Origin of the sequence: Rhodobacter ferrooxidans (genome assembly GCF_000176015.1) — a bacterium.
In the GTDB taxonomy this organism is placed as follows: Bacteria; Pseudomonadota; Alphaproteobacteria; order Rhodobacterales; family Rhodobacteraceae; genus Pseudorhodobacter_B; species Pseudorhodobacter_B ferrooxidans.
On the sequence record NZ_ACYY01000025.1, the window covers coordinates 1 to 12,506 of the forward strand.

Sequence of the window (12,506 nt, forward strand, 5' to 3'; positions counted from 1 at the left end):
CCCCGCCAGACTGTCGCCGCGCGCCCGTGCGGCAAAAGTTCAGCGCCATGCGGTGACTGAGCACCGGCCGCGCCAGTGCCGCCACATCGGCCACCGAAGGCGCCAGCCGCCCGTCCAGCAGCGCCCGCGCCCGCACCGTCAGCATCAGTGCCTGCGCCGCCCGCGGCCCGGGGCCCCAGCTGAGCACATCGCCAAGCCCTGCGCCTTCGGCCTCGCCGGGGCGGCAGGCGCGCACCAGATCGAGGATCGCCTCGACCACGGTATCCCCCACCGGCATCCGGCGGATCACCGATTGCGCATCCAGCACTTCGGCTGCGGTAAACACCTGATGCACCTGCGCATCTTCGGCGCCGGTGGTGGCGATCAGGATATCCCGCTCGGTGGCGCGGTCGGGGTAATCGACATCGACCTGCACCAGAAAGCGGTCCAACTGCGCCTCGGGCAGCGGATAGGTGCCTTCCTGTTCGATGGGGTTCTGCGTCGCCAGCACATGGAACGGGCGGCCCAGCGGGCGGTGTTGACCGGCAATCGTCACCTCCCGCTCCTGCATCGCCTGCAACAGCGCCGACTGGGTGCGGGGCGAGGCGCGGTTGATCTCGTCGGCCATCAGAAGCTGGCAGAACACCGGGCCTTCGATGAAGCGGAAGGCCCGCGCCCCCCCGGCCCCGGTATCCAGCACTTCCGACCCCAGGATGTCGGCGGGCATCAGGTCGGGGGTGAACTGGATGCGGTTGCCCTTCAGCCCCAGCACCGTGGACAGCGTATCGACCAGCCGGGTTTTCCCCAGCCCCGGCAGCCCCACCAGCAGCGCATGGCCGCCGCACAGGATCGAGCCCAGCACCAGGTCGACCACCTTGTCCTGGCCGATGAACCGGCGGTTGATGCTGGACTTGGCCGCGCCCAACCGGTCGGCAAGGGTTTCGATCCGGGCAATCAGGGCATCGGCCATGACAAGGCACTCCATCTGTGGTTAGGATCGCATTAGACCGAAAACCGGCACCGGGCACAAATGACAAAAGCATGAGCCTTGAAATGATCGTGAAACCATCGGCGGAAGGCGTGCTGGCAGCGGCCAGCCAGGCGGTCAAGAAGGGTCCGCCACCGCTGCACCTGTGGAATCCGCCGTTCTGCGGCGATCTGGACATGCGCATCGCCCGCGACGGCACCTGGTTCTATCTGGGCACGCCGATTGGCCGACCCGCCATGGTCAAGCTGTTCTCGTCGATCCTGAAGCTGGAGTGCGGCAAGTATTTCCTTGTCACCCCGGTCGAGAAAGTGGGAATAGTCGTCGATGACGCGCCCTTTGTGGCGGTGGATTTCGACGTGACGGGGGCGGGGCAGGATCAGATGGTGACCTTCACGACCCAGGTGGAGGACCGCGTGACCGCGGGGCCAGAGCATCCGATCCGGGTGGTGCGCGACCCTGTAACCGGCGAGCCGTCGCCCTATGTGATGGTGCGGGCCGGGCTGGAGGCACTGATCGACCGCAAGTCGTTCTACCGACTGGTCGAGATTTGCGAGCATGCCAAGCATCAGGGGGCCGACTGGTTCGGCGTGATCTCGGGCGGGCAGTTCTTCCCGGTGATCCCTTCGGCAGACCTGCCCTGATGCCGCGGTTTGCTGCCAACCTGACGATGCTGTTTGCCGAATATCCGGTGCTGGAGCGGCCTGCGCAGGCGCTGAAGGCGGGCTTTGACGGGGCCGAGGTGCTGTTTCCCTATGACCATTCCCCCGCCGACTGGCAGGCGGCGCTGCAGGGGTTGCCCTTGGCGCTGATCAATGCGCCGCCCGGCGACTGGGCCTACGGCGAGCGTGGCTTTGCCGCCGTGCCGGGGGCAGAGGCGCGGTTCCGCGACAGCTTTCTGCGGGCCATGGACTATGCCAGCAAGCTTTCGGTGGACCGGGTGCATGTGATGTCGGGCGTAGCCAAGGGGCCGGTGGCCGAGGAAGTGTTTCTGGCCAACATGGCCTGGGCCACGGCGCAGGCCCCCGAACAGGCGCTGACGCTGGAGCCGCTGAACCCCACCGACATGCCGGGGTATTTTCTGAACGACTATGATCAGGCGGCGCGGCTGATCGACGATCTGGCAGCGCCCAATCTGGGGCTGCAGTTCGACCTCTGGCACGCCGCCCGGCTGCACGGCGATGCCGACCGGGTTTGGGAACGCCATGCCGCCCGCGTCAACCACATCCAGATCGCCGGTTTCCCCGACCGCACCGAACCCGGTGGCGGCGGTTTTGATCTGCGCGGCTTTCTGGGTGCCTTGGATACCGCGGGCTACACCGGCTGGGTCGCCGCCGAATACCGCCCGCGCGCCCGCACCGCCGCGGGGCTTGGCTGGCTGGCGGCGCTGCGCCAGACCGACCTGATCGGGTCGTGAACCCTTGCCGAGCCGGGTGGGATCGCTATCATGTGCCGCCAGACCTTGAACCCAGGAGCCAGACATGACCCTCAACGCCCCCGAGACCGCCCTCGTCTCGACGTGGAAAGTCGCCTGTGACGGCGGCGAAGGCGCCTTGGGCCATCCGCGGGTCTGGCTGTCGATCCCCGAGGACACGGGCTTTGTCGAATGTGGCTATTGCGACAAGCGTTTCGTGCATGAAAGCGCCAAAGACCGGGTGAAATAGGCCCTCATCGGTCCGTGCCGTCCCTCTTCGGTGCGCGAAGAGCGACCGCAAGGAAGCAATGAGCAGCGAAGGGAAACCGCGCGATGAGTTTCGGCAAGGGCCACCATCTGCACCTGATCGACGGCTCGGCCTTCATCTTCCGCGCCTATCACGCGCTGCCGCCGCTGACCCGCAAATCCGACGGCCTGCCGATCGGTGCTGTGGCCGGGTTCTGCAACATGCTGTTCCGCTATGTCGAGGACAACAAGCAGGGCGACGCCCCCACCCATGCCGCGGTGATCTTTGACCATTCCGCCAAGACCTTCCGCAACGCGATTTACCCCGCCTACAAGGCCAACCGCCCCGAGCTTCCCGAAGACCTGCGGCCGCAGTTCCCGCTGACGCGGCAAGCCACCCGCGCCTTCAACATCGCCTGCATCGAGGCCGAGGGCTACGAGGCCGACGACATCATCGCAACGCTCGCCTGCCGGGCGCGGGCGGCGGGCGGCACGGTGACAATTCTCAGCTCCGACAAGGACTTGATGCAACTGGTGGGCGACGGGGTCGAGATGCTCGACCCGATGAAGAACCGCCGCATCGGCCCGGAGGAAGTGTTCGAGAAGTTCGGCGTCGCCCCCGACCGGGTGATTGACGTGCAGGCGCTTTCCGGCGATTCGGTGGACAACGTGCCGGGCGCGCCGGGGATCGGGATGAAAACCGCCGCCCTGCTGATCCAGGAATATGGCGATCTGGAAACCCTGCTGGCGCGGGCGGGCGAGATCAGCCAGCCCAAGCGCCGCGCGGCCTTGCAGGACAATGCCGAGCTGATCCGCATCTCGCGCCGTCTGGTGGCGCTGGATTGCGCCATGCCGCTGGAGGTGACGCTGGACAGTCTGGAAGTTCACCCGCCGCAGCCCGAGGCGGTGCTGTCTTTCCTGAACGCCATGGAGTTCCGCAGCCTGACCACCCGCGTCGCCGCCAGCCTGAAGGTGGCAGCACCACCGATGGAAGCAGCTCGCGGCGCCGAGGTGACGGGCGCGCATGATGCCCCCGAGGCCGCCCCTTCCCTGCCCTTCGACACCGCCGCCTATGAATGTGTGCGTGATGCTGCGGCGCTGGAACGCTGGATTGCGGCGATCCGCGAGCGGGGCGTGGTGGCGGTGGATACCGAAACCACCAGCCTGGACGAGATGCGCGCCGAACTGGTCGGCATCTCGCTCTGCGTTCAGGCCGGGACTGCCTGCTATATCCCGCTGGGGCATCGGCAGGGCGGCGGCGATCTGTTCGGCTCCTCGGCGCTGACCGAGGGGCAGATGCCCGTGGCGCAGGCTTTGGCGCTGCTGAAACCGGTGCTGGAGGATGATGCCATCCTCAAGATCGGCCAGAACATGAAATACGACGCCAAGATCCTTGCCCGGCTTGGCATCAGCGTCGCCCCGATCGACGACACCATGCTGATGTCCTATGCCATGCACGCAGGCCTGAACAGCCACGGCATGGATGCGCTTTCCGATCAATACCTTGGCCACCAGCCGATCGCGATCAAGCCGCTGCTGGGCTCGGGCAAATCCGCCGTCACCTTCGACCGGGTGCCGATTGATCAGGCGGTGGCCTATGCCGCCGAGGATGCCGATATCACCCTGCGGCTGTGGGAATTGTTCAAGCCGCAACTGCACCGCGCTCATGTGACCACGGTTTACGAAACCCTCGAACGCCCCTTGGTGCCGGTGCTGGCGCAGATGGAAATGGCCGGGATTCAGGTGGACCGCGACACGCTTTCCCGCATGTCCAACGCCTTCGCGCAGAAAATGGCGGGGCTGGAGGCGGAAATCCATGACATGGCCGGCGAGAAATTCAATGTGGGGTCCCCCAAGCAGCTTGGCGAGATTCTGTTCGACAAGATGAGCCTGCCCGGCGGCGAAAAGGGCAAGACCGGCGCCTATGCCACCGGCGCCGACGTGCTGGAAGACCTTGCCACCGAACACGAATTGCCGGGCCGGGTGCTGGACTGGCGGCAGCTTTCAAAACTGAAATCCACCTATACCGACGCGTTGCAAGACCATATCAACCCGGAAACCGGGCGGGTGCACACCTCGTATTCGCTGACCGGGGCGGTGACCGGGCGGCTGGCTTCGACCGACCCGAACCTGCAGAACATCCCGGTGCGATCCGAGGAAGGCCGCCGCATCCGCGAGGCTTTTGTGGCGCCGAAGGGGCGGCGGCTGGTCAGTCTGGATTATTCGCAGATCGAGTTGCGGATTCTGGCGCATGTGGCCGACATTCCGGCGCTGAAACAGGCGTTCCGCGAGGGGCAGGACATCCATGCCATGACAGCCTCGGAAATGTTCAACGTGCCGCTGGACCAGATGACCCCCGATATCCGCCGTCAGGCCAAGGCGATCAACTTCGGGGTGATCTACGGCATTTCCGGCTTTGGCCTCGCGCGCAACCTGCGCATCCCGCGCAGCGCGGCACAGGGCTTCATCGACCGCTATTTCGAGCGGTTCCCCGGCATCAAGGGCTACATGGACGACACCGTGGCCTTCGCCAAGGCCAACGGTTTTGTGCAAACCCTGTTCGGCCGCAAGATCCACACGCCCGAGATCAACGCCCGCGGCCCGGGGGCGGGCTTTGCCAAACGGGCGGCGATCAACGCCCCCATTCAGGGCACCGCCGCCGACGTGATCCGCCGCGCCATGGTGCGGATGCCTGCGGCAATTGCCGGGATCGACGCGAAAATGCTGTTGCAGGTGCATGACGAGCTGCTGTTCGAAGTGGCCGAGGACGCGGTGGATACGCTGATCCCCATCGCCCGCGAGGTGATGGAAACCGCCTGCGACCCGGCGGTGCATCTGTCAGTGCGGCTGACGGTCGAGGCAGGCCACGGTGCCAACTGGGCCGAGGCGCATTGACGACATCGCCACGTCAGGCCGTCGCCGTTCATCTTCGCCCAAATATCCATCCGGCCTCAGCCACCGCGCAATTCGGCCGAGATTCGCACCGGCCCCGCCACCCCCTTCAGCTTGGCGCGGTAGATCACCAGCCCCTCGGTCACCCGCATCACATAGGTGCGGGTCTCGGCAAAGGGGATGGTTTCCACCCAATCGACCACATCGACTTCCGCCCGGCGCGGGTCGCCAAACTCACCGATCCAGCGCCGTGGCCGCCCCGGCCCGGCGTTATACCCCGCCGCAATCATCGCCACCGAAGGCCCGAACTCGTCCAGCAACTGCTTCAGATACCCCGCCCCCATCGCGGCGTTGTAACCGGGGTCCGAGGTCAGCCGCCCCACCGCGTAAGGCAGGCCCAGCTTTTCCGCCATCAGCTTGGCGGTGGCGGGCATCACCTGCATCAACCCCCGCGCCCCGGCCTTGCTGCGCGCCGCGGGGTCGAACTCGCTTTCCCGCCGCGCAATCGCCAGCGCCAGCGCCCGCGACACCGCCAGCCCGTCCGGCACCAGATCGGTCAGCGGGAAATAGGCGCGCGGGATGATCACCCCGCGCTCTGCCGCCTGCTTGGCGATCAGCAGCGCGATATGCGGCTCGTGGATGGTCAGCGCCAGATCGGCCAGTTGCGCCAGTTCCCGGTCGGTCAGGCTTTCGGCCAGATGCAGGAAGAACCGCTTGGCCAGCGTGCGGTCGCCCGCCTTGGTCAGCAACAGCCCCGCCTCCAGCACCGAGGAATGGGCAAACGCCGCCTCGCGCCAATCGGCGGGGCGGGTGTTGTCCAGCAGGCTTGCGTCCAGCGTCAGCCCCAGCTTTTCGGCGGCGAGTTGGCCGTAATAGGCGGTCTGATAGCGGGCGGCGTTGCTGAAATGCCCCCGCGCCGCCTCGGCATTGCCGCGCGCCTCTTCGGCCCGGCCCTGCCAATAAGCCGCCTTGGCCAGACTGATCGGGGTCGATACCGCCGCCTGCATCCTTGTGAAATGCCGCAGGGCGGTTTCGGGGTCGTCCAACTTGCGCAGGGCGATGAAGCCCGACAGAAACTCCAGATCGGCATAGTCGGTGCCCTCGCTCAGCCCATGGCGCGAGGCGACGCGGTAGGCGCTCTTGCCCTGCCCCGCCCGCGCCAGAAACCGCGCCAGCACGCCGCGCCGTTCCGCCCAGGCCGAGGCATCACCCAAGCTGTCGCCACTGCGTTCCAGGATCAGCGCCGCCGCGTCTTCCTCCAGCCCCTGCTTCATCCGCCACAGAAACCGCTCATGCGCGAGGCCGGGATGCCCCGCCAGATCCGCAGGCACCGCCTTGACCAGCGCCGTCACGCCATCGGCCTGCGCCCGCAGCGCCAACCGCGCCTTGGCCAAGGCCCGCCAACCCGGCGAGACCAGCGGCAGCATCCGCCGCGCTTCCTCCGGCTTATCCTGCCACAACAGCCGGTCCAGCCGCGCCTCGTGCAACGGTGCCAGCGCGCGGGGATACAGCGCCAGCAGCGCCGCCTGATCCTCGGCGGTAAAGCTCAGCGCGCGCCAGGCCCGCTTGGCCTCCGCCTCGGCCTCGGCCCCGCGCCCCGCCGCCTGCAAGGCCTGCGCCAGCGCCAGGGCGCCGGTGCCGGTGACAGGCGAGGTGCCGTCGAAATAGCCGATCACCCGCGACGGCGTGGAAGACCGCGCCACCGCCACCTCGCCCTTCTGCCGCAACAGCGTCAGGCCCGGCCAATCCGGCCTGCGGGCCAGAAACGCCTCATAGTCCCCCAGCAAGCCTTCGCCCGCCCGCAGCCGCTGCCATTCGACGATGTCGCGCCCCACCGCCCCCGCCGGTTCCGCCGCCGCCTGCGCCCCCGGCCAGTCCTTCGCCTCGGCCCGGATCAGCGCCAGCTTCAAGGCGTCGGCCTGATCGGCACGCGCAGGCATTACAGCAAGAACCAGCGCCACAGCCAAAGCTGCGGCAGGCCAACACGGGCGCAAGATGCGGGAAATCAGGGTCATGGCGCGAATCTGCCACCTGCGCGCCGCCACCGCAACTCACATCGACGCCAGTGGCAAACCGCCGCCGGGGCAGGGCGAAAATCCTTCCTTCAAGGATTTTCTCTGCGCCAACTTGGCAAGGCCAGCGCCCGGCGCTAGGAAGGCCGGAACTGAACCGGGGCGACTCGTTGCCCCCTGATGGAGATGCGTGTCATGATCAAAGGGTCCATTCCTGCCCTGGTGACGCCGTTCAAGAACGTCGCGCTGGATCTCGACACGCTGAAACAGCTGGTCGAATGGCAGATCTCCGAGGGTTCCAGCGGCCTGGTTCCGGTCGGCACCACTGGCGAAAGCCCGACGCTCAGCCACGAGGAACACCGCACGGTGATCGAGGTGGTGGTGGCCACCGCCGCAGGCCGGGTGCCGGTGATCGCCGGGGCAGGCTCGAACAACACCGCCGAGGGTATCGGCCTGATCCGCCATGCCGAAAAGGTCGGCGCCACGGCCGCACTGGTCGTCACCCCCTATTACAACAAGCCGACGCAGGCCGGGTTGATCGCGCATTACACCGCCCTGCACGATTGCTGCAACCTGCCGATCATCATCTATAATATCCCCGGCCGCTCGGTGGTGGACATGTCGCCCGACACCATGGGCGCTCTGGCAAAGCTGCCGCGCATCATCGGCGTCAAGGATGCCACCGGCAAGATCGAGCGGGTGTCGCAGCAGCGCGCCACCTGTGGTGCCGATTTCATCCAGTTGTCGGGCGAGGATGCCACCGCCCTGGGCTTCAACGCCCATGGTGGGGTCGGCTGCATCTCGGTCACCGCCAACGTGGCGCCGAAGCTCTGTGCCGAGTTTCAGGCGGCCACCTTGGCGGGCGACTACGCCAAGGCGTTGCAATTGCAGGACCGCCTGATGCCGCTGCACGAGGCGATCTTCATCGAGCCGGGGCTCGTCAGTGCCAAATACTGCCTGTCCCTGTTGGGCAAATGCAGCGAGGACGTGCGCCTGCCGCTGGTCGGCCTGACCGAGGGTGCCAAGGAAAAGCTGCGCGCCGCGATGCGCCATGCCGGGCTGATCTCCTGAGCCACACCCCGCTGCACGGCGGCAATCTGCGCGGCGCGGTGCTGATGGTGGCCGCGATGGCGGGCTTTGCGGTCGAGGACATGTTCCTGAAATCCGCCGCCAAAACCCTGCCGGTCGGGCTGATCCTGATGATCTTCGGCACCGGCGGCATGCTGGCCTTTGCCGCCCTCGCCGCCCGCAAGCGCCAGCGCCTCCTGCACCCGGCGATCCTGTCGCGCCCGATCCTGACCCGGTCGGTGTTCGAGGTGATGGGGCGGCTGTTTTACACCCTGGCGCTGGCCTTCACGCCCTTGGCCAACGCCTCGGCCATCCTGCAGGCCACGCCCTTGGTTGTGGTGGCAGGTGCCGCACTGGTGTTTGGCGAAAGCGTCGGCTGGCGGCGCTGGCTGGCGATTGCCGTGGGGTTCGCGGGCGTGCTGATCATCCTGCGCCCGGGGCTGGAGGGGTTTACGCCGCTATCCTTGCTGGCCGTACTGGGCACGCTGGGCTTTGCCGGGCGCGATCTGGCCACCCGCGCCGCACCACAGGTCCTGTCGAACCTGCAACTCGGGGTTTACGGTTTCGCCATGATGGTGCCCACCGGGGCCGGGCTGCTGGCCTGGTCGGGCGGGGCGGTCTGGCCGGATGCCGTGACGGTGGGCCAGATGCTGGCCGCCACCGTGTTCGGCGTCGCCGCCTATTACGCGCTGACCGCCGCGATGCGGATGGGGCAGGTCTCGGTGATCACGCCGTTCCGCTATACCCGCCTGCTGTTCGCGCTGATCCTGGCGATGCTGGTGTTTGCCGAGCGTCCCGACGCGCTGACCCTGCTGGGGTCGGCGGTCATCGTTGCCGCCGGGCTTTATACCCTGCTGACCTCGCGCAGCCGCTAGACGAATCACCACGCCGTTCCAGCGACAATCCACCCCTGTGGCCGGAATTGTTGCTTAACAAATCCCTAATAGCAGCGCCGTCCCTGCCAAATCCGCCGCCCGCCGCCGCACCGTTTCGCGCCTGCGAACAATGCCCAAGCCGGGCCGCATGCGCGACGAAAAAATGGCAAAATCCGGGTGCTTTCTGGGCGCAAGGTCAGGTTGACCGCCACAGATGTTAAACCCCGTTAAAACCCCCGAGAGGAACCCGCCATGTTCATGCAAGACATCTCCCGCACCTCGCTGCACACCGCCGTTGCCGCTCCTGCCGCCCACGCCAAGACCGCACCGCAGACCCGGCTGTTCAGCGGCCTGACCGCCGGCACGCTGGTGGAAACCGCCACCGGCTGGCGCGGGGTCGAAACCCTGCGCAGCGGCGACCGGGTGCAAAGCTTTGATGGCGGTTTGCGTCAGGTGGTCGGGCTGGACCGCGGCTGGCTGCTGCCGGGCGAGGCGGCGCTGCTGCTGGTGCCGGGTGGCGCGTTCGACAATTGCACCGACCTGACGCTGGCCCCTGACCAGCACCTGCTGATCGACACCGAAGGCGATGCCGAGCTGCCCGATGACGCCATGGCGCTGATCCCCGCTGCCGCACTGGTCGGCTTTCGTGGCACCAGCCGCCTGACGAAGCACCAGCCGGTTGAACTGATCACGCCGCTGTTTGCCGATGTCGAGGCGATCTGGACCAACAGTGGCACTCTGCTGCACTGCCCGGCGATCAAGCATGGCGCAGGCCGCCTGCCGCAGGGCGACGATTTCACCCGGCTGGACCTGACTGCCGCCCGCGCCCTGCTGCGCCGTCTGGACAGCCGCAACAGCCCGCTGCCGGCCGCCCTGCGCTTTGCCTGACACCACGCGGGCCGCGTGGGCCAAAGCCTGCCAGTCGATTCTGAATCGACAGGCAGGCTTTGGTCGTTTGATTTTCCGCCTGTCGGGCGGCAAAACCGGTTCCCACTTTTGCCTGCCAGGCGTCAGTCCCCCCGCGGCCGCCGCGCCGCCATCTGCCCCAGCCGCACCACCCGCAGCGCCTCGACGAACGTGGCGGTCAACATGCCGAAGTTCAGAAAACCGTTGGTCGAGGCCAGACCCGCCAGCAACCGCCACTCGTTCGGCAACAAAAGGTCACCGAAGCCCAGCGTGGTATAGGTGACCAGCGAGAAATAGACCGATTCCTCCAGCGTCGGAAATGCCCCCAGGCTCCAGAACGCAAAGGCCCAGATCCAGACCCCGGTGGTCACCACCAGCAGCACCCACAGCGACACGCCGGTAATTACCAGGACCAGCTTCGGACGATGCGGCTCTCGCACCAGCCAGGAATGGTTGCGGGAAAACACCTCCTCCATCAGCAACGCCGACAGCGCGCTGATCAGGATCGACACCAATAGCAACCCGGTGCCAAGGGCAAGCTGGATGAACAACGGTTTCTCCTGCGGCAAGTTTTGCCTGACGTTACCCACAAGTCCCGGCTTGCCAAGGAAAATCCGCGCCCGCTGCGGCGGCAAATGCGCCGCACCCGGCAGAGGCGGCGGGCCAGCCATCTGGACTCTGCGCCCCCCCTCGCCTATCTGCATCGCATCATGGCCGAAAAATCCGACCCCAATTCCAAGCTGATCGCCGAAAATCGCCGGGCGCGTTACGATTTCGCCATCGAAAGCGATATCGAGGCGGGCATCATGCTGCTTGGGTCCGAGGTCAAATCGCTGCGGCTTGGCGGGTCGAACATCGCTGAAAGCTATGCCTCGGTGGAAGGCGGCGAGCTGTGGCTGATCAACGGCTACATCGCCCCCTATGTGCGGGCCAAGACCTTCGGCCACGAGGAACGCCGCCGCCGCAAGCTGCTGGTTTCCAAGAAGGAACTGGTGCGGCTGTGGAACGCCACCGCCCGCGAAGGCATGACCATCGTGCCGCTGAAGATGTATTTCAACGACCGCGGCATCGTGAAGATCAAGCTGGGCATCGCCAAGGGCAAGAAGAACCAGGACAAGCGCGCCACCGAGGCCAAGCGCGACTGGGACCGCCAGAAAGCCCGGCTGATGAAACAGAACGGCTGAAGGCCCTGCGGCAATGCATCGGGCTTGCCTGATCGCCGGGCGGCGTTTAAGTCGGTCAGGCAGTCGCAAGGAAGCCCATATGCAGCCGTTTTCGCCCGCCGACGACCCCAGAACGCTGGTCTCTACCGACTGGCTGGCCGCCCATCTGGCCAACCCCGACCTGCGGGTGCTGGATGCCTCGTGGTATCTGCCCGACGCCGGTCGCGACCCCCGCGCCGAATATGATGCAGGCCACATCCCCGGCGCCCGGTTCTTCGATCTGGACGAGATCTCCGATCAACGCTCGGCCCTGCCGCACATGGCGCCGACGCCCGAGAAATTCGTCAGCCGGATGCGGGCGCTGGGCATCGGTGACGGCCATCAGGTGGTGATCTATGACGGTTCCGGCATCTTTTCGGCGCCCCGCGTGTGGTGGACCTTCCGGCTGATGGGCAAGCTTGACGTGGCGGTGCTGGACGGCGGTCTGCCGAAATGGCGCGCCGAGGGCCGCGAGATCGAGGACATGCCACCAATGGTGCGCGACCGCCACATCACCGTGCAGCGGCAGGCGACGCTGATCAAGGACGTGACGCAAGTCGCCCATGCCGCCAAGCTGGCCGAGGCCGAGATCATCGACGCCCGCCCCGCCGACCGCTTTCGCGGCGACGCGCCAGAGCCGCGCCCCGGCCTGCGCGCGGGCCATATTCCCGGCTCGAAGAACCTGCCCGCCGCCAGTCTGGTCAACCCCGACGGCACGCTGAAATCGCCGCCCGAGTTGCGCGCGCTGTTCGAGGCCGCCGGGGTCGATCTGCACAAGCCCGCGATCAGCAGTTGCGGCTCGGGCGTGACCGCCGCCGTGCTGGATCTGGCGCTGGAACGCATCGGCCACCGCAAACACGCGCTTTACGATGGCTCCTGGGCCGAATGGGGCATGTATGACGACCTCAAGGTCGAAAAGGGATAGAT

At 66.7% G+C, this 12,506-nt stretch carries 11 protein-coding genes and 1 pseudogene; 9 read left to right on the forward strand and 3 right to left on the reverse strand.

Annotated features, from left to right (window positions below):
* Positions 1-949: pseudogene (locus RSW2DRAFT_RS14550) on the reverse strand (AAA family ATPase); the annotation flags it as partial.
* 83 nt (positions 950-1,032) lie between these two features.
* On the opposite strand from RSW2DRAFT_RS14550, the gene RSW2DRAFT_RS14555 reads away from it, so the two are divergent.
* The 4 genes from RSW2DRAFT_RS14555 (at position 1,033) to polA (ending at position 5,519) form a co-directional block, all read left to right on the forward strand.
* Positions 1,033-1,608, forward strand: a complete 576-nt coding sequence (locus tag RSW2DRAFT_RS14555) for a DUF1285 domain-containing protein (RefSeq protein WP_008032276.1) — start codon at positions 1,033-1,035, stop codon at positions 1,606-1,608.
* On the forward strand, positions 1,608-2,381 hold the full coding sequence (locus RSW2DRAFT_RS14560) for a hydroxypyruvate isomerase family protein (RefSeq protein WP_008032277.1): 774 nt from the start codon (positions 1,608-1,610) through the stop codon (positions 2,379-2,381). The genes RSW2DRAFT_RS14555 and RSW2DRAFT_RS14560 overlap by 1 nt, the downstream gene beginning before the upstream one ends.
* A gap of 64 nt (positions 2,382-2,445) precedes the next feature.
* Positions 2,446-2,628: a zinc-finger domain-containing protein gene (locus RSW2DRAFT_RS14565; RefSeq protein WP_008032278.1), complete on the forward strand. Its 183-nt coding sequence runs from the start codon at positions 2,446-2,448 to the stop codon at positions 2,626-2,628.
* A gap of 83 nt (positions 2,629-2,711) precedes the next feature.
* Positions 2,712-5,519 carry a DNA polymerase I gene (gene polA / locus RSW2DRAFT_RS14570; protein ID WP_008032279.1) on the forward strand — a complete coding sequence of 936 codons (2,808 nt, stop codon included), beginning with the start codon at positions 2,712-2,714 and terminating at the stop codon, positions 5,517-5,519.
* A 56-nt stretch (positions 5,520-5,575) separates the two neighbouring features.
* On the opposite strand, the gene RSW2DRAFT_RS14575 is transcribed toward polA, so the two are convergent.
* On the reverse strand, positions 5,576-7,531 hold the full coding sequence (locus RSW2DRAFT_RS14575) for a lytic transglycosylase domain-containing protein (RefSeq protein ID WP_050786833.1): 1,956 nt from the start codon (positions 7,529-7,531) through the stop codon (positions 5,576-5,578).
* Between the two features lie 192 nt (positions 7,532-7,723).
* Between RSW2DRAFT_RS14575 and dapA the strand changes: the two genes are divergently transcribed.
* The 3 genes from dapA (at position 7,724) to RSW2DRAFT_RS17260 (ending at position 10,359) form a co-directional block, all read left to right on the forward strand.
* A complete protein-coding gene (gene dapA / locus RSW2DRAFT_RS14580) occupies positions 7,724-8,599 on the forward strand; it encodes a 4-hydroxy-tetrahydrodipicolinate synthase (RefSeq protein ID WP_008032281.1) in 876 nt (291 codons plus the stop codon).
* Positions 8,600-8,637: 38 nt separating this feature from the next.
* Positions 8,638-9,471, forward strand: a complete 834-nt coding sequence (locus RSW2DRAFT_RS14585; RefSeq protein ID WP_269630624.1) for a DMT family transporter — start codon at positions 8,638-8,640, stop codon at positions 9,469-9,471.
* Positions 9,472-9,723: 252 nt separating this feature from the next.
* The gene (locus RSW2DRAFT_RS17260) at positions 9,724-10,359 is read left to right on the forward strand and encodes a Hint domain-containing protein (protein ID WP_008032283.1); all 636 of its coding nucleotides are present in this window, start codon (positions 9,724-9,726) and stop codon (positions 10,357-10,359) included.
* A gap of 122 nt (positions 10,360-10,481) precedes the next feature.
* Here the strand turns inward: RSW2DRAFT_RS17260 and RSW2DRAFT_RS14595 are convergent, their stop codons facing one another.
* Positions 10,482-10,928 (reverse strand): ion channel, encoded by a 447-nt coding sequence (locus RSW2DRAFT_RS14595; RefSeq protein ID WP_008032284.1) that lies wholly within the window; start codon positions 10,926-10,928, stop codon positions 10,482-10,484.
* A 159-nt stretch (positions 10,929-11,087) separates the two neighbouring features.
* Here RSW2DRAFT_RS14595 and smpB point away from each other — a divergent pair, with 159 nt between their 5' ends.
* Positions 11,088-11,561 carry an SsrA-binding protein SmpB gene (gene smpB / locus RSW2DRAFT_RS14600; protein ID WP_040672348.1) on the forward strand — a complete coding sequence of 158 codons (474 nt, stop codon included), beginning with the start codon at positions 11,088-11,090 and terminating at the stop codon, positions 11,559-11,561.
* Between the two features lie 79 nt (positions 11,562-11,640).
* Entirely contained in the window at positions 11,641-12,504 is an 864-nt protein-coding gene (sseA, locus tag RSW2DRAFT_RS14605; RefSeq protein WP_008032287.1) for a 3-mercaptopyruvate sulfurtransferase, read from the forward strand.
* Positions 12,505-12,506 lie beyond the last annotated feature (2 nt).

Excerpts from the sequence above, each read along its gene's own strand:
- smpB (WP_040672348.1), top strand. The coding sequence starts at position 11,088 with ATGGCCGAAAAATCCGACCCCAATTCCAAGCTGATCGCCGAAAATCGC.
- RSW2DRAFT_RS14555 (WP_008032276.1), top strand. The coding sequence starts at position 1,033 with ATGATCGTGAAACCATCGGCGGAAGGCGTGCTGGCAGCGGCCAGCCAG.
- RSW2DRAFT_RS14575 (WP_050786833.1), bottom strand. The coding sequence starts at position 7,531 with ATGACCCTGATTTCCCGCATCTTGCGCCCGTGTTGGCCTGCCGCAGCT.
- dapA (WP_008032281.1), top strand. The coding sequence starts at position 7,724 with ATGATCAAAGGGTCCATTCCTGCCCTGGTGACGCCGTTCAAGAACGTC.
- RSW2DRAFT_RS14565 (WP_008032278.1), top strand. The coding sequence starts at position 2,446 with ATGACCCTCAACGCCCCCGAGACCGCCCTCGTCTCGACGTGGAAAGTC.
- polA (WP_008032279.1), top strand. The coding sequence starts at position 2,712 with ATGAGTTTCGGCAAGGGCCACCATCTGCACCTGATCGACGGCTCGGCC.
- RSW2DRAFT_RS17260 (WP_008032283.1), top strand. The coding sequence starts at position 9,724 with ATGTTCATGCAAGACATCTCCCGCACCTCGCTGCACACCGCCGTTGCC.
- sseA (WP_008032287.1), top strand. The coding sequence starts at position 11,641 with ATGCAGCCGTTTTCGCCCGCCGACGACCCCAGAACGCTGGTCTCTACC.
- RSW2DRAFT_RS14560 (WP_008032277.1), top strand. The coding sequence starts at position 1,608 with ATGCCGCGGTTTGCTGCCAACCTGACGATGCTGTTTGCCGAATATCCG.